The organism is Pantoea sp. R102, from assembly GCF_004916815.1.
Classification (GTDB): domain Bacteria; phylum Pseudomonadota; class Gammaproteobacteria; order Enterobacterales; family Enterobacteriaceae; genus Pantoea; species Pantoea dispersa.
The window spans coordinates 1-22,464 of record NZ_SDFT01000224.1 but is presented as its reverse complement, the minus strand read 5'-3'; the positions used below and the strand labels follow the sequence as shown (position 1 = coordinate 22,464).

General features: G+C 57.0%; 20 protein-coding genes and 1 pseudogene. 10 read left to right on the top strand and 11 right to left on the bottom strand.

What is annotated here, in order from left to right; translation table 11 throughout:
• The first annotated feature begins 191 nt into the window (after positions 1-191).
• Entirely contained in the window at positions 192-539 is a 348-nt protein-coding gene (locus ERD80_RS19915; protein ID WP_136548270.1) for a hypothetical protein, read from the top strand.
• A 176-nt stretch (positions 540-715) separates the two neighbouring features.
• Here the strand turns inward: ERD80_RS19915 and ERD80_RS19910 are convergent, their stop codons facing one another.
• Entirely contained in the window at positions 716-1,336 is a 621-nt protein-coding gene (locus ERD80_RS19910) for a hypothetical protein (RefSeq protein WP_058774966.1), read from the bottom strand.
• A gap of 229 nt (positions 1,337-1,565) precedes the next feature.
• Here ERD80_RS19910 and ERD80_RS19905 point away from each other — a divergent pair, with 229 nt between their 5' ends.
• From ERD80_RS19905 to ERD80_RS19895, 3 genes are read left to right on the top strand one after another with little or no spacing between them, the layout of a single operon-like run.
• Positions 1,566-2,192, top strand: coding sequence for a response regulator (locus ERD80_RS19905; RefSeq protein WP_136548268.1), 627 nt, complete (start codon positions 1,566-1,568; stop codon positions 2,190-2,192).
• Between the two features lie 2 nt (positions 2,193-2,194).
• Positions 2,195-5,818, top strand: coding sequence for a transporter substrate-binding domain-containing protein (locus ERD80_RS19900; protein ID WP_136548266.1), 3,624 nt, complete (start codon positions 2,195-2,197; stop codon positions 5,816-5,818).
• Positions 5,819-5,834: 16 nt separating this feature from the next.
• Positions 5,835-6,176 (top strand): hypothetical protein, encoded by a 342-nt coding sequence (locus tag ERD80_RS19895; protein ID WP_136548264.1) that lies wholly within the window; start codon positions 5,835-5,837, stop codon positions 6,174-6,176.
• Between the two features lie 95 nt (positions 6,177-6,271).
• Here the strand turns inward: ERD80_RS19895 and ERD80_RS19890 are convergent, their stop codons facing one another.
• The 3 genes and pseudogenes from ERD80_RS19890 to ERD80_RS19880 form a co-directional block, all read right to left on the bottom strand.
• On the bottom strand, positions 6,272-7,540 hold the full coding sequence (locus ERD80_RS19890) for an autotransporter domain-containing protein (protein WP_168926301.1): 1,269 nt from the start codon (positions 7,538-7,540) through the stop codon (positions 6,272-6,274).
• Positions 7,541-7,817: 277 nt separating this feature from the next.
• Positions 7,818-8,222 (bottom strand): hypothetical protein, encoded by a 405-nt coding sequence (locus ERD80_RS19885; RefSeq protein WP_136548259.1) that lies wholly within the window; start codon positions 8,220-8,222, stop codon positions 7,818-7,820.
• Positions 8,167-8,850 (bottom strand): annotated as a pseudogene (locus ERD80_RS19880) (S6 family peptidase). The gene ERD80_RS19885 and the pseudogene ERD80_RS19880 overlap by 56 nt, the downstream one beginning before the upstream one ends.
• 247 nt (positions 8,851-9,097) lie before the next feature.
• Here ERD80_RS19880 and ERD80_RS19870 point away from each other — a divergent pair.
• Positions 9,098-9,445 carry a hypothetical protein gene (locus ERD80_RS19870; RefSeq protein ID WP_136548253.1) on the top strand — a complete coding sequence of 116 codons (348 nt, stop codon included), beginning with the start codon at positions 9,098-9,100 and terminating at the stop codon, positions 9,443-9,445.
• Between the two features lie 485 nt (positions 9,446-9,930).
• On the opposite strand, the gene ERD80_RS19865 is transcribed toward ERD80_RS19870, so the two are convergent.
• Positions 9,931-10,425 carry a helix-turn-helix domain-containing protein gene (locus tag ERD80_RS19865; protein WP_031279815.1) on the bottom strand — a complete coding sequence of 165 codons (495 nt, stop codon included), beginning with the start codon at positions 10,423-10,425 and terminating at the stop codon, positions 9,931-9,933.
• A 318-nt stretch (positions 10,426-10,743) separates the two neighbouring features.
• Here ERD80_RS19865 and ERD80_RS19860 point away from each other — a divergent pair, with 318 nt between their 5' ends.
• Complete coding sequence (locus ERD80_RS19860; RefSeq protein WP_136548251.1) at positions 10,744-11,766, top strand: alpha/beta hydrolase; 1,023 nt, start codon at positions 10,744-10,746, stop codon at positions 11,764-11,766.
• 20 nt (positions 11,767-11,786) lie between these two features.
• Here ERD80_RS19860 and ERD80_RS19855 read toward each other — a convergent pair whose 3' ends face one another.
• From ERD80_RS19855 to proP, 3 genes are all read right to left on the bottom strand, one after another.
• Positions 11,787-12,761, bottom strand: a complete 975-nt coding sequence (locus ERD80_RS19855) for a sensor domain-containing diguanylate cyclase (RefSeq protein WP_136548249.1) — start codon at positions 12,759-12,761, stop codon at positions 11,787-11,789.
• Between the two features lie 115 nt (positions 12,762-12,876).
• Positions 12,877-13,854, bottom strand: a complete 978-nt coding sequence (hemB, locus tag ERD80_RS19850; RefSeq protein WP_031279816.1) for a porphobilinogen synthase — start codon at positions 13,852-13,854, stop codon at positions 12,877-12,879.
• Positions 13,855-14,190: 336 nt separating this feature from the next.
• Positions 14,191-15,696: a glycine betaine/L-proline transporter ProP gene (gene proP, locus ERD80_RS19845; RefSeq protein ID WP_021508120.1), complete on the bottom strand. Its 1,506-nt coding sequence runs from the start codon at positions 15,694-15,696 to the stop codon at positions 14,191-14,193.
• Positions 15,697-16,054: 358 nt separating this feature from the next.
• Here proP and ERD80_RS19840 point away from each other — a divergent pair, with 358 nt between their 5' ends.
• Positions 16,055-16,846 (top strand): hypothetical protein, encoded by a 792-nt coding sequence (locus ERD80_RS19840; protein WP_058774975.1) that lies wholly within the window; start codon positions 16,055-16,057, stop codon positions 16,844-16,846.
• On the top strand, positions 16,839-17,309 hold the full coding sequence (locus ERD80_RS19835) for a hypothetical protein (RefSeq protein ID WP_021508122.1): 471 nt from the start codon (positions 16,839-16,841) through the stop codon (positions 17,307-17,309). Before ERD80_RS19840 ends, ERD80_RS19835 begins: the two co-directional genes overlap by 8 nt.
• Before the next feature lie 27 nt (positions 17,310-17,336).
• Here ERD80_RS19835 and ERD80_RS19830 read toward each other — a convergent pair whose 3' ends face one another.
• Together ERD80_RS19830 and ERD80_RS19825 are read right to left on the bottom strand one after the other, a co-directional pair.
• Entirely contained in the window at positions 17,337-18,296 is a 960-nt protein-coding gene (locus tag ERD80_RS19830) for a D-2-hydroxyacid dehydrogenase family protein (protein ID WP_136548247.1), read from the bottom strand.
• The gene (locus ERD80_RS19825; protein ID WP_058775014.1) at positions 18,271-19,875 is read right to left on the bottom strand and encodes an EAL domain-containing protein; all 1,605 of its coding nucleotides are present in this window, start codon (positions 19,873-19,875) and stop codon (positions 18,271-18,273) included. Before ERD80_RS19825 ends, ERD80_RS19830 begins: the two co-directional genes overlap by 26 nt.
• A gap of 212 nt (positions 19,876-20,087) precedes the next feature.
• Here ERD80_RS19825 and ERD80_RS23025 point away from each other — a divergent pair, with 212 nt between their 5' ends.
• Positions 20,088-20,210, top strand: coding sequence for a hypothetical protein (locus ERD80_RS23025; protein WP_282183385.1), 123 nt, complete (start codon positions 20,088-20,090; stop codon positions 20,208-20,210).
• Positions 20,211-20,214: 4 nt separating this feature from the next.
• Here ERD80_RS23025 and ERD80_RS19820 read toward each other — a convergent pair whose 3' ends face one another.
• Positions 20,215-21,291, bottom strand: a complete 1,077-nt coding sequence (locus ERD80_RS19820; protein ID WP_058759330.1) for an AI-2E family transporter — start codon at positions 21,289-21,291, stop codon at positions 20,215-20,217.
• 208 nt (positions 21,292-21,499) lie between these two features.
• On the opposite strand from ERD80_RS19820, the gene ERD80_RS19815 reads away from it, so the two are divergent.
• Positions 21,500-22,464, top strand: a 965-nt coding sequence (locus tag ERD80_RS19815) for an MFS transporter (RefSeq protein ID WP_136548245.1), incomplete at its 3' end; no start/stop codon positions are given.

Sequence of the window (22,464 nt, the reverse complement as noted above, 5' to 3'; positions counted from 1 at the left end):
GGGCAAACCCAAACCCAAACCCAAACCCAAACCCAAACCCAAACCCAAACGACTAAGAATCTCCCCCATTTGTCAGACTGCACTGACCGGCGCGTAGGCCTGGTCTCATTAACCTTAAACCTGCCAGTCCTTAAAATAGCCTGAGGCCAGCCGGTCAGCACAGGGGAAGCGCAGGGATGAAAGACGCATACATGGATTGGTTCATTCACCACTTTATTCAGCCACCGCGCCAGGCGCGCGTGCGTTTGCTGGCTTACACCGGCGGGCCGGTGGCAGCGCATCAGCTGGCGAACAGCCTGCCGCGCTGGCTCACTAACGATGTGCAGCACCTGCGACGCGGCATGATGCGCGAGTACCGGGCGCAGATTAACGGCATGGCGCATTTTCCGGCGCTGGTGACGGATTTCAATGACGCGCGCACGCTGGCGCTGGGGGAGCTGCAGCCGCAAAGGTGTAAGCTAAGGCTGGTGATCAGCCCTGCAGCCGGGAAATTTTTCCTTTTCGACCAGACAGGCGATGTATGGATAGGTTGTATTTAACGTCTGATTTGTTTTGGACACGCCATGGCAGGGGAAATTAAAGCCTGAAAGGATGCTGCTACAACAAAATTTTGTCGCGCTGTTAAAGTTAGCATTTTGTTGTTATCGGATTATTCCCTCCGTGTCAAAAATCGAGCGCTGTTAACGCAAGAAAATTTTATTAACTAAAAGTGACATCATTGTGATGTCCTTGATGCGCACGCCAGCATGGCATTAAGCGATGAAAAACCGCTTCTTGCCAGGCAATTAATTTTGCTACGACTGATTTCACGTGGGTGCAGTCCCATTTCCCGTGCAATCAACGACGGTTTCACTCCGCGTAATAAAGCACAAATAACGCGTTTTTCACGTATGAGGGCGTTTTTCCCGATTAACTGTTCTTCAATAGACTCAGGGTTAGCTTGCAGCAGATTATGTATTACCTGATGCAGCGTCGTTAATTTTTCTTTTTTCATTACCACTTCACTGAAGTCTGCATCCAGGAGTGTGCGACGCATCGCCTTAGCTTCTTCATCCAATAAAATCAATGTGCTGCCTTTGAACCATTCAGGAATGAGAAGTAACTCTGCCAGACCTGCCGCATCACGAGGCAGGTCGGTAATCACTAAATCGGCATAACTAAACATGAGCTCATCTGATATCGCTTCTGGCGCACCCAGTATCGTTTGCACTTCACATCCCGGGAGTGAACGGCAAAGCTCGTGTAACCCCGTCAGTGCAAAATTGCAGCTTAGCGCAATAATGATTTTTTTTGGTTTATTATCGTCACCAGTGTTGAACAGAATATCCATTCCCATTTTTGTGCTCTTATTTTATGACGGTTTGTGAAATTGTTTACAGGGTGATTAATTGCGACATGAAGATCATACGATTAATGTTCTTACAAAGATATGGGATTGTTCATCGGTGCCGTGTAGGACATGGCCTACGTTTTGTTATTTGATTATTATTGATTATTTGTTGAATTTATTAGTCTAATAGTTGGATAGAGGAAGTTTATATTTGGCTACTGACAGGAAATGAATCATGGCGAACTTTATCGTCGTCGACGATCATCCCATGGCGCGTATGGCTGTAACTTTTTTACTTGAAAAAGAAGGGCATACCTTAATTGCCGAAACTGATGATGGTCGGGAAGCACTCGAGCTGGTTGATCAGCATTACCCGGAAATCGTCGTAATGGATATTGATATTCACTCGATAAATGGTATTGAAGTCGTAAAAACTCTGCGCACCAGGAGTTTTCCGGGTATTATTATTATCGTCTCAGGTAAGAATCAGAGTTTCTATGCAATACAGAGTATTCGCTGTGGCGCAAATGGTTTTATCAGTAAAAAAGACAATTTGCCGGAAATCATCACCGCAATTCGGGCGGCACAAAATGGTTATGGCTACTTTCCGTTAGCCGGTATTAATGCACCACCGGAACAGAGCAGCACTCATCCCGATATCCGGCTACTGGAGTCGCTTTCGCCGCAGGAGTTTCAGGTATTTAACTACCTGTTGAAGGGGCTGGATAACATGCGCATTGCTAACCGCATGAATCTCAGCAATAAAACCGTTTCAACTTACAAAGGCCGTTTGCTGGAGAAATTGCACTGCAAAAGCCTGCGCGATCTCTTTGCCTTCGCCAATCGTAATCATATGGAGTAGCGATGCTGCGCCTGGTCACCCTGCTTCTGCTGCTGTTGAGCCCGCTGCTGGCCGCCCAGCCGCAGCCCGAGATATTTCAGTTGTTCAGCCGTGAAAAGCTGGCACCGATGCATATTGAGTTGAGCGGTGACGAGTGGCGCTGGCTGCGCATTAAACATGAGCTGCGCATCGCGGTGTGGACACCGGAGCTGCCGCCTTATCTGATCTTTCAGGAGGCAGCGGGCAGCGGCAACAGCGTGGAAGGGATCTACGCCGATTATCTGCAACTGCTGGCGCGTAATCTTGGCGTGCAGGCGGTGATGGTGCGTTATCCCAGCCAGGCGGCGGCGCAGGCAGCGGTGAAAAGCGGCGCGGCGGACGCCTTGTTTAGCTCGCCGGGGCGCGAACTGCACGATGCGGCGGCCTTCAGGGCGACAGACAGTTTTCTCAGCAATCGTCCGGTGGTGATTGCTGCGGAGAAGCAGGCCTCACAGCCGGTGCCCTACGATGCGCCGCTGCGCCTCGCCATGCGCGAAGGCTCTCTTACCGATGCTCAAATCAAACAGCGTTTTCCGCAGGCCAGTATAGTGCGTTATCCCTCCAGCCAGGCGGCGCTGGCGGCAGTGGCCAGTGGCGAAGCGGACTATGCGCTCGGCAGCCTGCAGGCGGCGACGTTTTTGATTGAGCGCAGCTATGTCAATCAGCTGGCGCTGGCAGCGATTTTGCCGCAAGACGCGCTGTACGGCAGCCGTCTGGTGGTGAAAGCCGATAATCAGCCGTTGTTGCAAGCGCTGAATGCCACCATCGCCGCCATTCCCGGCGAACAGCATCGGCTGATTTCGCGGCAGTGGACGCAGCGGCCGGACGTCTGGCGCCTGCAGGAGCCGCTCAGCCTGACGCCGCGCGAGCAGCAGTGGCTGCAGCAGCATGCGCAGGTGAAAGTGGGGTTCAATCCGTTCTCCGCACCGCTGGCGCTGCTGGATGAGCAGGGTGAATTTCAGGGCATTAGCGCCGATCTGCTGCATCTGATCCAGCTGCGCACCGGGCTGTTTTTCACCCCGGTGCCGGCGTATTCGTGGCGTGACGGCGTACAGCAACTGGAGCAGCATCAGGTAGCGATGCTGGCGGCAGTGGCACAGGATGATGGCCATCAGGAGGCGGTGCGCTTTACCCGGCCTTACCTGAAAGTGCCGCTGGTGCTGCTGGTGCCGGACCAGCCCGATGCGCCGCAGGCCCTTTATAACGGCATGAAGCTCAGTATCGTCAAAGGCAATCCGTCGCGTCAGGCGCTGCTGGATCGCTTCCCCACGCTGCAATTGTCTGAAGTGGATAACGCCAGCCTGGCGCTGCAGCTATTGCAGGAGGGCAAGGTTGCCGGGCTGATCGATAACCAGCTGAGCGTGAACACGTTACTGGCGCGCTACGCGCAGCAGCCGCTGAAGATCGTATCGCGCCTGGCGCTGCCGCCGGTGGAGCTGAGCTTTGCCGTCAGTCGCGATCAGCCGGAGCTGCTGAGTATTATTGATAAAGCGCTGGCCGACATTCAGCCGAGCGAAATCTCACTGATTGCCAGCCGCTGGCAGGGCACACCGCAGACCACGCGCACCACCTGGCAGCTATACCGCGCGCAGTTTTACGCCATCTCTCTGCTGACCGCGCTGCTGCTGATCGCCTGTCTGGCGTGGGTTTACTATCGCGGCAAAGAGGTGAAGCATCGCCGTCGCGCAGAAGCTGATCTGCAGGCTGAACTGCGCTTTCGCGATGCGCTGCTGAATGGCCTGCCAACGCCGGTCTACGTGCTGGATCGCAACTGGAACGTGGTCAGTGCTAACGGTGCGTTTCAGCGCTTTTTTGCCGGCGTTGACGCGCAGCGCCTGAGCTTTTCGCTTTACGATCAGCGCCATCCGCTGTCGCCGCTCATCAGCAAACTCTATCCGCTGATGAGCCCGGAAGCGGTCAACGATCCGGAACTGGTGGCGCTGGCGCACAACAGTCTGTGGGGCGATACCGCCCAGGATCTGGAAATCGAGATCGAGAACGGCAGCGAAGCGCGCATGGTGCACCACTGGGCGCAGGAGCAGCGCGATGCGCAGGGCAATATCACCGGACTGATCTGCGGCTGGCAGGATGTCACCGCCTACGAGCTGCTGATGCTGGCGCTACAGGCGGAGAAAAAGGTGGCGGATGAAGCCAACCGAGCCAAGAGTTCGTTCCTCGCTACCATGAGCCATGAGATCCGCACGCCGATCAGCGCCATCATCGGCCTGCTGGAGCTGGAAGGGCGCAAACAGCGCGACAACGAAGCCATTCAGATCGCCTACGAGTCGGCCAACACGCTGCTGGGGCTGATTGGCGATATCCTCGACATGGCTAAGATTGAGAGCGGCCAGCTGGAGCTGATGCCGGAGTGGGTCAGCACCGAGCAGCTGGTGCTGCCAGTGGTGCGGCTGTTTGACGGCATGGCACGCGATAAAAATCTGACGCTGCACTACCACAGCGACACACCGTCGGGGCTGGAGGTGTTTATCGATGCCGCGCGCTTCCGCCAGGTAATCGCCAACTACATCAATAACGCCATCAAATTTACCCACGAAGGCGGCGTGGAAGTGCGGGTGATCGGCCATGAGTGGGAAGACGGTTCGCTGGAGCTGGAAATTGAGATCGAAGACAGCGGCGTGGGCATCAGCGCTGCCGACCAGGCCAAACTGTTTCAGCCGTTTACCCAGACCGAAGAGGGACGCAAGCAGACCGGCACCGGCCTTGGTTTGGTGATTAGCGCCCAGCTGCTGGAGAAGATGCAGGGCACCATGAACCTTAACAGCCAGCCGGGACGCGGCACGCTGATTCAGCTTAACGTGATGATGCCGGCACGCCGGGCGCGCAAGCTGTTGGAGAAAACCCGCGTGGTGCGCAGCCGTGCGCTGCCGCAGCTGAATATTCTGGTGGTCGACGACCATCCGGCCAACCGCCTGCTGCTGCGAAGCCAGCTCACTGAGCTGGGACAGCAGATCAGCGAAGCCAGTAGCGGCGAAGAGGCGCTGGCGCTGCTGGCGCATCAGTCGTTTGATCTGATTATTACTGACTGCAATATGCCAGGCATGAGCGGCATCGAACTGACGCAGACCCTGCGCCGCAATGGCAACGCGGTGAAAATTTTTGGTCTGACGGCCAATGCGCAATCGGACGTGCGCGTGCGCTGTCTGGAAGCGGGCATGAACGCCTGCCTGTTTAAGCCGCTGAAGATTGACAAGCTGGCCGAGCTGCTGAGCAGCAACGAGCCGGCCGCCGAAGTACCGGCGCTGGATTCGCTGCTGTCGCTCGAATCGCTGCGCGCCATGGTGTATCACGACGATGCGATGGTGGCGAAGATGCTGGAGAAGGTCGGCGAGGAGAGCCGCAACGATATGCAGCAGTGCTGGCGCCATTTTGATGCGCAGGACTGGCCGGCGCTGGCTTCATCGCTGCACCGGCTGGGCGGATCGGCGCAGATCATTTATGCCGGGGAGATCGATGATCTGTGCGGGCAGATCGAGCGCGCCTGCCAAAGCGCTGAAGATCAGGAGGTCATCCGCGAAGGGCTTCTGCTGCTGGAAGAGAAGCTGGATACGCTGAACCAGTCGGTAGTGCATTATTTGCAGGCGTCGTGATGGAGTAGTGCGGTAATTGAAATTGCGCGATAAATCGCGCCGCTACGGTTTGTGCGACTGGATAATGCAGAATCGCATCCGCAATGAATCATGCATGATGGCGCGATTTCTCGCGCAGATATTCCTTCCATGTGATGCCGCTGATAACCGCACGGGTGGTAGCGGCGCAATTTATTGCGCAATGACGTTTATCAAAGCAAACATTTTCACGCCGGTGCGCATGAATGCGCACCCTACGATGCTGTACAACCTTATTACAGACGTGCATGAATCTATCCACCGATTCACACCGGTGCGCATGAATGCGCACCCTACGGTACTGTGCAACCTTGCCACAGATGCGCATGAATACGCCTGACGACAAAACCTGTCCCGCATCGTTGTAGGGGCGCCATTTATGGCGACCAAACCACCCATCGCCAGCCATTCACCACCCCTTTCCTTATTATTAATTTAAAACGCCACTTTCACGCCGCTCAGCACATTCCAGTCGCTCACGCCGGGGCGATCCAGCCGCTGCTGCACCTGCAACTGCGTGCCGATCTCGACGTTTTCATGCAGCTGCCAGCTGACGTAACCGCCCAGCTGGGCGCTGTGGCGGGCGCGCTCAATCGGCAATCCGCGCATATCGCCGGCATCCAGCGTATTCTGCCTGCCGCTGTGCCAGACATAACGCGCCTCCAGCCCCATTTTCACTGACGACAGCGGCTGATAATCATACTTAACGCCACCAGCCAGGCTGAACTGCGGCGCCAGCTGATAGTCCACCTGCTCCCCCTGTTGCTCGGTAAAATCCGCAATATGCAGCCATTGCACACCGGCTGCGGCCAGCGGCATCAGGCTATGCGCATCCTGCTGCCAGCGCCAGCCGGCTTCTGCGCCGATATTGCCGCTAACGGCGCTGATCCGCGCCACTTCACCCTGGGTTTCATGGCGTAAAGTGCCGCGATAATGCGTCAGCCCCAGCGGTACCTCCAGCTGCCAGCCCTCAGGCGGCTGAATGCCGATCAGCGCATTAATACCCTGGGTTTGCATACGCAACTGGCTGCGTCCCGCCGGCGTATCCGACAGCATAGTCACTACGCCTTTGTGCACGCCTGCACTCAAGGCCAGCGGGCTCTGTTCCGCTTCTGGCGTCCAGCGCGCGCCCAGCATCCAGCCCTGATAGCGGCTGATGGCATCGCTATCACCCTGCGCACTGCGATAGCGCTCGCCGCCGCTATAGCCATACACAAACAGGTTGTGATGATCATCCAGACTCATCTGCCGGGCAGCGAAGTGGAAGCGGGTTTGCATGGAGTCGTTGAGGGCATACAGCATGTTGGGCAGGGCGAGGTAGGTCGGGATTTGTGGCGCGGGTGCTAACTGTGGCGGTTCCGGCTCAGGCGGCGGTGGAGGCGGCAATATAACAACTTCGCCATTACCGGGTGCTGGTGTCACGCCTTCCGGTGTATCAATTAACTGAGGAATGCCATTGTCTGGCTCACCGGTCACAACCACGTTTTGTAACCGGTAATACCACAGATGATGGCTGTTATTGCCAGCCAGCACGCTGCTCCGCACCAGGCCCGAGGTTACCGGATTGATCTCATCAAACCACGAGCCGCGGGCGATCATTTTCCCAAGCTGTTTAATCCCTTCGCCGGTCTGGCGGCTGACCTGCGCAAGCAGCGGCAGCTCAGGGATTTCCTCTATTGCCAGGCCAGACGAAGGTTCTGGCAATAGAGGAATATTCGCAGTGTTAACATTATTATTTTCTGATGCAGGAAGGGTAGGGGCGCGCTCATCAGCGAATGCAGGAAGGCTATAACAGAACGTACTGATCACCAGCGTTAGCGGGGTAAGTTTCATATTCTCTTCCATGGATGAAAATAGCGAGAATCGTCAACCTAATGCGACCGAATAATGCGGCAATTAAGTTTTGTCTGGTTTTTTTTCAGAAAAGCATAAAAAAGCCCGGTAAGACATGTCCCGGGCTGATGCGCGATGAGAGCCGCGATTAAAAACTGATTTTCACACCGGCCTGCAGATTCCAGTCGCTGATGCCTTCCTGCGTCAGGCGCTGCTGGCCCTGAAGCTGGGTGTTAAGCTCCAGATTGTCCAGTACCTGCCAGCCGGCGTAACCGCTGTACTGCAGGCTGTTGCCGCCGCGTCCGGTGGCGAAGTGCGCCGCCTGCTGGCCGTCACCAATCGCCACCCCATCGCGCTGGCTTAAGCGCTGCACGTAGCGCGTTTCCGCGCCCAGCTTCAGCTTCTCGTTGAGGCGGAAGTCGTATTTTACGCCGCCGGAGAGCTGCCACTGCAGCGGATTCCGGTAGCTGACCTGTGCGCCGTTGTGGTTGCGATCGCTATCGATCCAGCTGGCCTGCAGTTTTACAGCGCTTGTCGATACTGTCCCAGGCAAATATCGGACTACCGCTATCACCTGGACGGGTACCAATGCTCAACGGAGAAAATGCCGGATTATCTGGCGCGAAGGTTCGCCACTTTATGTAGTAATGATAGAAAGTTGTAATGGCTTCGGGTTTGAAGGTTCCACCAGTGTTATAGACGTAGGCCCCATCGATGGGTATCAATTTACCGGATTCGGGATCATCAATTTGCTGATAACCGGCACCCAGGCGCGCATATACGGTATAACGACTGCGATTTGCCAGAAAGTCTTCTTCGGTGATATATGGGGTAGGCGCGCTTTCAACAATTACCTTATTCACCCGCGGCAAGTGAAAATCTCTCGAAGGATCATCGTTATAGTTAATGCCGCGGTAAGTCGGCGCGAACCTGGCTTTGTTGCCTAAGTTCAGCGACAGGACATATCGAATATGTTTGGCGCCTGTGACAAAAGATGGCGCGATAAATGAGCTGAAACCCTCGTCGCTGACCATGCTAAAGTCCGGCATCGGCACGTCCAGTACCTAGCCTTAAAAAGTGCCATCTTTGCGATAGAGGGGAATATCAGTGGCACCGATAGCATATTTGCCCCGGTTTTCGGCAAAATCGCGGTATTCCTGCACGTCAATGTCATGGCGCATAATCCCGGCATAGGGTGAACCGCTAAGGCACAAGGTACCAATCAGCAGCGCCAGCTGGCTTTTTTTCATGATGTTCATTCCCTGAATGACGAGGAAAATTGAGCGGGCTACTTTATAAGCACATCGGTGCATCCCCCGTTAAGCCTCGTCTCAATCTGCCGGAGAAAAGCCTGAAAATGGCGTGCGGCATGGCGCGGCGAATCTGTTAAGATCGCGGCGTTTTCTTTTTCAGCTGGTCAATAAATCCATGTTAAAAATCAAATTCCTGCTGCCGCTGCTGCTGGTTATCAGTGCGCTGGTCTGGTGGCTGATGCCGCATTACAGCGATGAGGACAAGGCTTACTACATCGCGACCTTTTGTACGCTGACCCATGACGGGCGCGATAACAGCGCACAGGCGATGCAGCAGATTATTGAAGGCGGTAATTCGGATTACGCGCTGCAGAAGATTCATTTCCAGTCCGGGCTGGCAGAGCATCTGCAAACGGTGTGGCAGGATTTGTCGCCGCAACAGCAGCAGCAGGCACGGCAGGACGCGTTTGTCTGCCGCCAGTTGTTTTCAGATAAGCTGCTGCCGGGCCAGCCGGTGCGCTGAGGAATAAAAGGGTTTCACCGGCCGGACAGGCACGGTGCGGCGGAACATCAGCGCGATAAATCGCGCCGCTACAATATGTGCGGTCAACAGGCACCGAAATGATATTTCGCACGTACCGTAGCGGCGCAATTTATTGCGCAATGCCTGAATGGACACGGTGCACCTCAACATCAGCGCGATGAATCGCGCCGCTACAATCTGTGCGGTTGATAAGCACCGAAATGACGTTTCGCACGTACCGTAGCGGCGCAATTTATTGCGCAATGTCCTGAATGGACACGGTGCAACTCAACATCAGCGCGATAAATCGCGCCGCTACAATCTGTGCGGCCGACAGGCACCGAGATGATATTTCGCACGTACTGTAGCGGCGCAATTTATTGCGCAATGCCTGAGTGGGCACGGTGCACCTGAACATCAGCGTAATAAATCGCGCCGCTTAAACCTGTGCGGTTATAAATATTTTCCCGAAATATCAGACGTGATTAACGTACCGCGCAGCTAATACGCGCTGGAAACTTCCCATTATTTTCGCTGACCGGATTAACAACCGGTTTTTCCTGCTCGCTGCGATTAAACCCGACCTTGCGACACAGCGCGCAGGGATCGTCACTGCTGCGCAACAGGGCTTCGGCAGCATCGCTCAGCTGGCGTTTACGGCAGAATAGCGGCGTGCAGCCCATCACCTGTTTAAACGAGCGGGTAAAGGATTGCTGACTTTCGAAATGGTATTTAACCGCCAGACTGATAATCGGCGTGCGGCTGAATTTCAGCTCGTTCACACAACAAATCAGTTTCTTTTTGCGAATATAACGCGCCAGCGTTTCGTTATGGTAACGGGCAAACAGTTTCTGTAAATACCATTTGGAATAGCCAGATTTCAGTGCAATATCATCAATGCTCAAACGTTGATCCAGGTTGGCCATAATCCATTCGGTCACCGAATCAATCACCCCTTGGTTGTATTTTTGCTGCATCATTATGGTCCTCCAATAACTCGACACAGTGTAATTAAATTAAACTTTTTAAGCACTGTCGTAACGTAAAGTTTTATCAGGAAATGGCTTTTTTATTAATTGTCATCAAGACTGGTCTTGTTTATCGTGAAATTAATCGCCGACATGTTGTGATGATGTTGAATAGTTGCCGTAATTACGGCCGTTATTATTAACGCAAATGGATTATCGCTTTGCGCGGCTTAACAGTTAAAGGTGTGACGGGCGGCGGCACGGCGCATCAATATCCACCGGCGGTTTTCGTGCCAGACTGAGGGTTTTTCCCTGTACAAAAGAGGTCACATGACGTTTCGTTTTCGATTAAAACCGTTACTGAGCGTAGCGCTGGCGTCAGCGATGCTGTGCGGCACGCTCAGCGCGCAGGCCGCAGAGGCCGTGTATGGCGAGCAGCTGGAGGGGTTTCACTATCCGCATCCGCTGCAGCATTTTACCTTCTCCTCCCAGCAGCAGTCGCTTAGCATGGGCTATATGGACGTGAAGCCAGCGCAGCAGGCTAATGGTCAGACAGTGGTGCTGATGCACGGTAAAAACTTCTGCGCTGCCACCTGGGAAGACACCATCAACGCGCTGAGCCAGCAGGGCTATCGCGTGATTGCGCCGGATCAGATTGGTTTCTGCACCTCCACCAAACCCGCCCGCTATCAGTACAGCTTCCAGCAGCTGGCGCAAAACACCCATCAGCTGTTAGCGCAGCTCGGCGTTGAGAACGCGGTGATCGTTGGTCACTCGACCGGCGGTATGCTGGCGACGCGTTACGCACTGATGTATCCGCAGCAGACGCAGAAGCTGGTGCTGGTCAATCCGATTGGCCTTGAGGACTGGAAGGCGAAGGGCGCGCCGTGGCGCTCGGTGGATCAATGGTATCAGCGCGAGCTGAAGCTCGACGCGGCGGGCATTAAGAAATATGAGCAGCACACCTATTACAGCGGCCAGTGGAAGCCGGAATATGACAAATGGGTGCAGATGCTGGCCGGGCTAAATAAAGGACCGGGGCATGAGAAAGTGGCGTGGAACTCGGCGCTGATCTACGACATGATTTTCACCCAGCCGGTCTATTACGAGTTTAAAGACCTGAAGGTGCCGACCACGCTGATGATCGGCACGGCCGATACCACGGCGATTGGCAGCGATATCGCTTCACCGGCGGTGAAAGCGCAGCTCGGCCATTACAACGTGCTGGGTAAACAGGTGGCACAGCTGATTCCCGGCGCGCGACTGATTGAGTTCCCCGGCATGGGGCACGCGCCGCAGATGGAAGCGCCAGCGAAGTTTAATCAGACGTTGATTGACGACCTGGCGCGTTAAGGTGAATGCCCGCGCAGCGGCTATCTGCGCGGCTGCCTTTTCTGATACTTGGCGGCGTACATACGTGCGTCGCTGCTTTCCAGCAGCTGCTCCAGCGATTGCGGCTGCTGCGGATCAAATTCCACGATGCCCGATGAAAACTGCAGCGTGTAGCGCCGCTCCAGATTCTTCATCTGTTTATGCAGATAGTGGGCGAAGCGCGCCAGCGTCGCTTCCGCTTCGTCCTGACGAATGCCGTTCAGCAGCACCACAAACTCATCGCCGCCGAGCCGGGCAAAGATATCGGCATGGCGAAAACTCACCTTCATGGCATCGGCAAAGTCCATCAGCGCGCGGTCGCCCTCGCGGTGGCCATGCCGGTCATTGATGGCCTTAAAACCGTCGAGATCGAGAAACGTCAGGCTGGCGGGCAGCTGTCTCAGCTGGCACTCATTCAGCGCCATCTGACCCAGCGTCATAAAGCCGCGCCGGTTGGTGATTTGCGTCAGCTCATCGGACGTCGCGGTCTGAAACGCTACCAGCTCGGCTTCGGCCATGGCCGCCAGATCGCGCAGCGCGTGCAGATCCTCCGCGTTAAACTGGCGCGCATGATTATCGATGATGCACAGCGTACCGACTTTGGCACCGGACGGCGTGCGCAGCGGATAGCCCGCGTAGAAACGCACCGGATTGTCTGCATCGGTAACCAGCGGATTATCGCTGAAGCGCGTGTCGGCCAGCGCGTCCTCAACCACCATCACCTCATCCTGCAGGATGGTGTGGCCGCAAAAAGAGATGTTACGCGCGGTGGTTGGCCGATCAAAACCGTCGCTGGATTTAAACCATTGATAGTCATTCTCCAGCAGACTGACCATCGCGACCGGAACGTCAAACAGACGTCGGGCAAGGCGGGTTAAACGGTCAAAACGCTCTTCTGTGGGTGTGTGCAGAATGTTGAGCGCACGTAACTGGGCCAGACGCTGTGATTCGTCCGCAGGCAGTGCAGGTGCTTTCATCGCGTAACTCTTTTAATGATGGATGTGTTACAGCAAACCGGATGTCGTGCCCGCGCAGGGGCAGAGAGCACTAAACAACCGCGGCAATCCGCGATTGTTTAGCGTAACGAGAGGATCAGAGCACTTTTTGCTCGGCAAGATCAAGGGCGAAATAGCTGAAAATGAGATCTGCACCGGCACGCTTAATGGCACCTAAGCTCTCCAGCACCACATTACGTTCATCAATGGCGCCCGCCTGAGCGGCAAATTTGATCATCGCGTACTCACCGCTCACCTGGTAAGCCGCCAGCGGCAGCGTGGTGCGCTCGCGGATATCACGCAGAATATCGAGGTAAGCGCCTGCCGGTTTGACCATCAGCGAATCTGCACCTTCCGCTTCATCAATCAGCGACTCGCGAATCGCTTCACGGCGGTTCATCGGGTTCATCTGATAGGTTTTGCGGTCGCCTTTCAGCGCGGTGCCCGCTGCTTCACGGAACGGGCCGTAGAACGACGAGGCGAATTTGGTGGAGTAAGACATGATAGCGGTATCGGTAAAACCGGCCGCGTCCAGCGCCTGGCGAATCGCTTTCACCTGGCCATCCATTGCTGCTGACGGCGCGATGAAGTCGGCACCGGCCTGCGCAGCAACCACCGCCTGTTTGCCGAGGTTAATCAGCGTCTGGTCGTTGTCGACGCCGTGATCGCACAGTACGCCGCAGTGGCCGTGGCTGGTGTATTCACAGAAGCAGGTATCGGACATGACAATCATTTCCGGCACCGTGTCTTTGCAGATGCGCGACATGCGCGCCACGAGGCCGTTTTCGTTCCACGCATCGCTGCCGGTGGCATCGGTGTGGTGCGAGATACCAAAGGTCATGACCGAACGGATACCGGCTTTGGCGATGCGTTCGATTTCGTACGCCAGACGTTTTTCCGGAATGCGCATCACGCCCGGCATGGCGTTGATTGGCACGTAATCATCCACGCCTTCTTCAACGAAGATCGGCAGGGCCAGATCGTTCAGGCTGAGGTGGGATTCCTGGAACAGTTCGCGCATCGACGCGCTTTTGCGCAGTCTTCTTGGGCGCTGAATGAGATTGAAATCAGACATGCTCGATTAACTTATGCTGGTGAAAAAAGTGGCGACAGTTTACCCCTTTTCGCCGGGTAGCATGAAGGATTGTGTGCGGTGCGGGCCGGGCGTCGTTGCCGGTCGGCATCAATGCCGCCCCTACAGCGCATCCGGCAACCGCCGAATCCCAACCCGCCGTTACCCGTAGGGTGCGCATTCATGCGCACCGGGAATCAGCAGAGTCCCAACCCGCAACACACCCGTAGGGTGCGCATTCATGCGCACCTGGAAGCATCACCGCAGCACCCACATTCTCACGCACCCGGCCACCGCAGAAACAAAACTCCCGCCAGGTGGCGGGAGTGAAAGGGCAGATTACTCGTTGATGTCCGGGTGCTGCTGCACCAGGTTTTTCCGCTTCGCCTCAAGGCGGGCGATCTCTTCATCAATATCTTCAATCTTCTGCTCGATATTGTCGTGATGCTCCTGCAGGATCTCACGCGCTTCTTCGAGGTCCGATGCCGCCGGTGTCGCGCCGCGCAGCGGTTTGTTGGCGGTCTCTTTCATGTACAGACCGGTCACCAGACCGACCACCGCCACCACCATCAGGTAGTAAGCCGGCATATACAGATTGTTGCTGGCTTCCACCGCCCAGGCGGTCACGGTTGGCGTCAGGCCGGCAATCAGAATCGAGATGTTGAAGGCGCTGGCCAGCGCACTGTAGCGAATGTGCGTCGGGAACATCGCCGGCAGTGACGAGGCCATCACGCCGGTGAAGGCGTTGAGGATCACCGCCAGCAGCAGCAGACCGGCAAAAATCAGCCCCAGTACGTTACTGTTGATCAGCATAAAGGCCGGAATCGCACAGAAGAACAGGGCGATACTACCGACGATCACGAACGGGCGACGGCCGAAGCGGTCGCTCAGCATGCCCATCACCGGCTGCACAAACAGCATCCCCATCATGATGGCGATGATAATCAGCACGCCGTGATCTTCCGAGTAGTGCAGGTTATGCGACAGATAGCTCGGCATGTAGGTCAGCAGCATGTAATAGGTCACGTTGGTGGCAAGCACCAGACCGATACAGGCCAGCAGGCTTTTCCAGTGTTTGCTGGCAATCTCTTTAAACGACACTTTCGGGCCGTCGCGCAGACCTTCGCGGTCGCCTTGTTCCAGCTTCTCAACATGCTGCTGGAACGCTGGCGTCTCTTCCAGTGCGTGACGCAGATACAGGCCGATAATGCCCAGCGGCAGCGCGAGGAAGAACGGAATACGCCAGCCCCAGTCGAGGAATTTCTGCTCGCCAATCACCGTTGAGATCAGCACCACTACGCCCGCGCCCAGTACGAAGCCGGCAATCGAACCGAAGTCCAGCCAGCTTCCCATGAAGCCGCGCTTACGGTCCGGCGAATACTCGGCGACGAAGATCGACGCACCGGTATATTCCCCGCCCACCGAGAAGCCCTGCGCCATTTTCGCCAGCAGCAGCAGTATCGGTGCCCAGATGCCAATCGAGGCGTAAGAAGGGATCAGGCCGATACAGAAGGTACTGATCGACATGATGACAATGGTAATCGACAGGATTTTCTGGCGACCATATTTATCGCCCAGCATGCCGAAGAACAGGCCGCCCAGCGGACGGATCAGGAACGGCACCGAGAAGGTCCCGAGCGCGGCAATCATCTGCACGCCTGGCGAGGCGTCCGGGAAGAACACTTTACCCAGCGCGTAGGCTACAAAGCCATAAACACCGAAATCGAACCATTCCATCGCGTTACCGAGTGACGCGGCGGTAATGGCCTTACGTAAACGAGCATCATCGATAATCGTGACGTCATCCAGCCCAATAGGTTTTACACGCTTCCTACGTAATTTCATGAGGTTACCCTGTATTGGAATTCAAAAAGTCCTCAACGCTGCGGACTCGGTGGAGCGTTCAGTCCGCGGCGTTGAGAAAATTAAAGCATAGCCGTGAAAGTGGTTTTTTCCCTGGCCTGCCAAAGCAATTATTACTCAGGTAATTATTGCATCCCGCGACAGAGTATACCGTTTAAATGTGATATTTGTCATGTTTCCGCCAATAACTGGCTATTTTTTGGCTAAAACTATGGCCGTTTTGGTCCGCAATTGCGGCAAAAAAATTGTCTGAATCGCGACGCAGGCCGCAGCGTAGATGCGCGGGCGAGCGAAAATATCTATACTTGCGCCAGTTTCTCTGCCGGAGATCGGGCGCCGCATGGCACGCTTTGTTTTATTTGCAAAAAGTCTCTGTTTTGACGTTGACCAGCAGGTCCTCTTTCCGGTGCAGTCGCCCGCGCACCGCGTGGCACTGACGCCGCTGCAAACCGCCATTCTGCGGCGCGTGATTGATGCGGATGGCAAACTGGTGCGCAACCAGACCCTGCATGCGCTGTTCCAGCGCGTCCCCAGCGACACACCGTTCGCCGAACGCCTGACGGCCACCATTGCCGCCATCAATCAGCAGGCGCAGCTGGCACACGCGCCGGGGCCGCTGGTGCATCAGGTGCCGCTGATTGGCTGCGTGCTGGCCGATCAGGTCGATGTGGCGCCGCTGAGCGATGAGCCGGTGGCTGCGCCAGCGGCAGCGGTGGTCAGTCCGCAACCTGCGCCCGCGCCGGCCAGCGTAAAGAAGAAGCGGCCTGTGCTGCGCTGGGTAATCGTTGCGCTGCTGCTGGTGAATGTCGCGCTGGCGCTGCTGGCACGCCAGATGTTTGCGCCGGTGCAGCACGATGCGCTGGATTTCCGGCCGCTGCTGCGCATTCAGAACAGCCAGGTGTTTATCCCCAGCCACCTGAAAGCCGATTCGTGGGTGGTGCAGGACGCGCTGCGGCGCTATCGGCAGTGGCAGCCGCGCCTGCCGGATGGCTCAGCGCCGCCGATGGTGTACATCAACCCGGTGCGCACCCGACTCTTTTCCAGCACCTTCCTGTGCGCCAAACCGATCGCGCAGAAGGACAACGAATGTATTTCATGGATGGTGTCCGCGCAGGAGATACCCGATGCGTAAAGCGATAATCACCACGGCGGTGGTGCTGGCCTTTGTGCTGCCGTGGGCGCTGGCGCTGCTGCTGCGGCCGGCAGAACCGGTGCCGGAGTGGTGTGAAGTACCGTATCGTATTGATCATGAAGGCGCGCCGGCTGGCGCGATTGATGCCACTATTCGCACGCGCTTTAAGGCGGACGGCAGCGGCAGCTCAACGCTGACCGGCACCGTCACGGTACGCGATCGCCACTATCGCCTGCATCGCGTATCCGATACCACCTGGCGCCGCCAGGGCGATTTCATGCTCAGCACCACGCGCAACGTACGTATTCTGGCAGACGACACCGTACCGCCCGCGCTGGCGGCGCAGATCGTATTTTCGCCAGCGCGCGAGGGCAATAACGATTATTACCAGATGTACCAGCTGCCCAATGGCGACCAGATGATTAACTATGCCGGGCTGCCGCGCCTGTACTGCCACAGCTAACCCTGGTGCTGTCGACGCGCCGGGGACTTAAAGCAGCGAGCGCAGCGGCGCGCCGTGCAGCCAGCCAGCAATATCTTCCACCGCCTCGCTGAAGTAGGTGCGGTAATTGGTATCGGCGACATAGCCCAGATGCGGCGTCGCCAGCACGTTCGGCAGCTGACGCAGGGGATGATCGGCAGGGAGCGGCTCCTGTTCAAAGACATCCAGCCCGGCACCCGCCAGCTGGCCAGACTGCAGCGCGCTGATCATTGCCTGCTGATCGACAATCCCGGCGCGCGAGGTGTTAATCAGTAGCGCGCCCGGCTTCATGTGCGCCAGCGCCGCGCCGTCCAGCAGATGACGGGTGCGCTCACTCAGCACCAGATGAATCGATACCACATCGCTCGCCCCGAGCAGCGCCGGCAGCGAAGCCATCTTCTCTGCGCCGCACGCCGCTGCGCGTGCTTCGCTCAGGTTCTGGCTCCAGGCGCACACGCGCATGCCAAAAGCGCGCGCCACGTTAGCCATCTCACCGCCAATCTTGCCCAGCCCAAGCAGGCCGAGGGTTTTGCCGTGCAGCGCCATGCCCAGCGTATGCTGCCACGCACCGTTGCTGCGCAGCGCCTGGCTCTCCGCCGGGATATGGCGTGCCAGACCGAGCAGCAGCCCCCAGCTCAGTTCCAGCGGCGCCGCGCTGCTACTGGCGGTGCTGCACACCGCAATCAGCCGTTCGGCACAGGCGTGCAGATCGATTGAGGCATTGCGCATGCCGGAGGTGACAATCAGCTTCAGATTGGGCAGGCGGCCTATCAGCCGGGCGCTGAGCGGGGTGCGTTCGCGCATCACCACCAGAATGTCGGCGTGCGCGATGTGAGCGACCAGTTCATCTTCGTCGGCGTAGTGGCGGTGCAGCGCGGTAGTTTGTACCTGCGGTTGCAGCGATGCCCAGTCGGCCAGCGACAGGGCAACATTTTGATAATCATCAAGAATGATGCAGTTCAGGCTCATGGTGGTCCTCAACGGGAAGCGGTTGGCGCCCCTGCTGATTAAGCCAGGCGCGAAGCTGGTTATTGTCCATCGGACGGGCGTAATAATAGCCCTGAATAAATACCACGCCACGCTGCTGCAGATACTGAAATTGCAACGCGGTTTCTACCCCTTCACCCAGTACCTCGAGCTGCAGCTTGTGGCACAGATTGATGATGGCATCCAGCACCGGAGTTTCGATCTCCAGTCCTTCAATGGCGTTGATAAAGCCGCGGTCAATCTTCAGGTAATCGAGCGGGAAGGTCATCAGATAGGAGAGCGCACAGTGGCCGGTGCCGAAGTCGTCAATCGCCACCTTCATGCCGTGCGACTGCAGATAGCGCAGCTTGCGCGACACTGCGTCGCCGTCCTCGATCAGGCTGCGCTCGGTAAGCTCCAGCGTGATCAGCATCTGTTTGTCACGGATGTTGCGGGCAAAACGCATCATGTCCTGTACAAAATCAGGGTGTTGCAGATGCTCAGCCGCGAGGTTAAAGCCAATATGGAAGCCCGGTTCTACCTGCCAGCTCTGGATATCTTCCGCCATCATCGCCAGCAGATGCTGGGTCAGCGGCACGATCATGCCTTCCGCTTCGGCATGGCTGATGAAGATGTCCGGGCGGATCATTTCGCCGTTGGGCCGCTGCCAGCGCATCAGCGCTTCCGCACCGGTGCAGCGCTGAATCCCGGTGCTGTACACCGGCTGGTAGTGCACCGTGAACTCACGGTTGCGTATCGCCCGGCGAATTTCATCCGCCCATGAGAGGCGGCGGCGCAGCCAGTTGGCGGTCAGCACCATCAGCAAAATCGAAAAGATGGCGGCCATTGGCAGGAAAATAAGCAGCGCCTGACGCCAGGCTTTGATCAGCTCGGCGGCGGGTACCGTCACGCTGACGCTGATTGGATAGCGGCTGGACTCGGCCTGATAGTTGGCGCTGCTGAGGTACAGCAGCTCTGGCTGGTCGTCCGGACCGCTGGCGATGGGGCTGCCGCCGTTGAAGCGCAGGCTCATCTGATAACGGTTCGACTCGCCGATGGCGCGCATGAAGTCCATCAGATACTGACCATCAATCACCGCCCAGAAACCGCTGCTGTCCGGCAGGTGACGCACGAAAATCACCGCCGGGCGATCCGGTACGCCGGAGGTGCCGCGAATCGACAGGCTCCACCAGGCTTTGCCGGTCACCGGTGGCGGCTGCATCATCATCCCGGCCAGCGTGTCGTGCTGCAGTCCGTAAGCCGACGAGCAGGTGATTTCGCTGCCCTGCAGGGTACCAATCGAGCGGAAGTAGGCGTTAAGGGTGCCGGCGCGCTGCAAATCTTCATCAATATCGGCGCAGCGACGATTCTGGTACTGACGCAGGCGGGTCACCATGTCCCAGGCGCTGTCGCTCATCTTTTCTGCCTGCGTCAGCAGGGCATTGGCGGTGGCAATTTGCTGCTGGCTGACCGTATGGCGCGCCTCAATGGCTGTGCAAAATATGCCCAGCACCAGCGGTAATAACCCGGCACAGACAATCAACAGCCAGCCAAAATCGCGTTGTCGTTTTTGCAGAGGCACCAGACTTTCCTCGGTCGGTTTAAGCAGCATTCAGGGAGCGCGTTACGGCGTCAGCAGCATAACACTTTCCCGCGGCCGTGCATGTTAGCGTTTTGATTTTCCACCAATCTGATACAAGTCAATTATGGTTCGCGCTTTGCATTTATTGACAATGTTTTGCCGTTACTGGCATTTCCCGGCAGGAAAAAGCCTGTGGCACGGGATGAGTAAGAATGTTGCGCCAGAATCATCAGGCATGGCGATGCGCGCTGACGCCATACGGCGGTAGCGTCACGGCGCAGGGACGCTGCCAGACGATCGGGAAATACGGATCGTCTGGCATCGTGGCGTGGTAAGACGTTACGGGCGCGGCGCGGGCCGGTTAGCTTTGACGCGCAGGCGCGGTTTGGGGCGGCCATTACCTAGCATTATCGCCAGCCGGCTGCCGCCCGGCGTGGTTTCCATCAGGATTTTGGTAACGCTGGTCAGCGGCACCGACAGCAGCATCCCGACCGGACCGAGCAGCCAGCCCCAGAAAATCAGCGACAGAAACACCACCAGCGTTGACAGTCCCAGCCCGCGTCCCATCAGGCGCGGTTCCAGCATATTGCCAAACACCATGTGAATGGCACTGAACAGCGCCGCCACCAGCACGGCGTCATACACATCATTCAACACCAGCGCCTGAATAAACGGCGGCACACCGGCGATAATCGGGCCGATATTGGGGATAAAATTGAGGATAAAGGCGACAACGCCCCAGAACAGCGCAAATTTGACGTCCAGCAGCATCAGCACCAGCCACACCGCCAGCCCGGTAATCAGACTGACCAGCGTTTTCAGTGCCAGATAGTGCGTGACGCCCTTTAGCGCTTTGTGCAATCCGGCGATGCGGATCTGCGGATTCATCATCGCATTGCGCAATTTGTACGGCAGATGGTGCACCTCAAACAGCATGAACACCACGGTCAGAATCAACAGCACTACGTTGGTCATGGCACCGGAGAACTGCGCCAGCAGCGTGGTGGCCATGTTCATAATCACATTGGGATCGAGCCGTGCCGCCAGTGCGCTGGTGGAGATATTGATATGAAACTGTGCGGCGAAATGCTGCAGCACCGTCAGCTTCTGTTCCAGCAGGCTGCGGATTTGTGGATAGGTATCGCTGAACTCGCTTACCGAACTGGCCAGCACCCCGACCAGCAGCAGCATCACAATGAAGATCACCGTGATCACCAGCGAGATCGCCACGCCGCGCCGCAGACCCCGGCGCATCAGCAGGGTCACCAGCGGATTAAGCACAATCGCCAGGAAGCTGGCGAGTAAGAAGGGCACCAGAATATCTGACGCGGCACGAATGCCCGCCAGAATAATCACTAACATCGCCAGCTTGACCAGGATGTTCTGGCCAATTTTCTCCTGTGGCTTTTCGTTCATTCCCTCTCCTGAATGGTGGTTCGCTGTGGAAAGTGTAGTTGAACGCCAGTAAGTAATTGTTTGTTTAGGAGTAAGCGAAGCGAACCCGATAAGCGCCGTCGGAGATACCGCCATCAGCCCGCCGCGAATCGACGGTGCGCACGGCGAGAAAAGGCGTATAGTGAAGCTTCAGCTATAAAAATTCCGTCAAACACGAGCGCAATCACTCATGCCTGACCAGCCCGCCGCGGCCGAATACAGCCGTTTTCGTCTGAATTTACAGATTCTCTCCATCGTGAAGTTCAACTTCGCCACCTATCTCACCATTGGCCTGCCGCTGGCGGTGCTGCCGGGCTTTGTCCATGACGGCCTGGGCTACAGCGCTTTCTGGGCCGGCGTGGTGATCAGCCTGCAATATGTTGCCACGCTGCTGAGCCGTCCGCATGCCGGTCGCTATGCCGACAGCTGGGGACCCAAAAAAGTGGTGGTGCTTGGGCTGTTTGGCAGCCTGGTGAGCGGGCTGTGTATTTTGCTGTCGGCGCTGATAGAGGAGCAGGAGGTGCTCAGCCTCGCGCTGCTATGCCTCGGGCGCGTGCTGCTGGGCGTCGGGCAGAGTTTCTGCGGCACCGGCACCTCGCTGTGGGGCGTGGCGAAAGTCGGCTCGCTGCATATTGGCCGGGTGATCTCCTGGAACGGCATTGTCACCTATGGCGCAATGGCGATTGGCGCACCGCTTGGAGTGATGATCTTTCGCAGCGGCGGCCTGCTGCTGCTCTCCAGCGTGATTATCGCCATCAGCGTGCTGGCGATAGTGCTGGCGCTGCCCCGTGCGCCGGTGAAAGGCAGCAAGGCCAAACCGCTGCCGTTCCGCGCGGTGCTCGGTAAGGTGTACGGTTTTGGCCTGCTGCTGGCGATGGGCTCGGCGGGCTTTGGCGTGATCGCCACCTTTATCACCCTGTTTTATCAGGAGCAGGGCTGGGACGGTGCTGCCTTCGCGCTGACGCTGTTCAGCGCTGCGTTCGTCGGCATGCGCCTGCTGTTTCCCAACGCCATTAATAAGCTCGGCGGACTGCGCGTCGCCAGCCTGTGTTTTGCCGTCGAGGCGATTGGCCTGCTGCTGGTGGCGGGCGCGTTCGATCCGTGGATGGCGAAGTTCGGCGCTTTTCTCACCGGCGCCGGTTTCTCGCTGGTGTT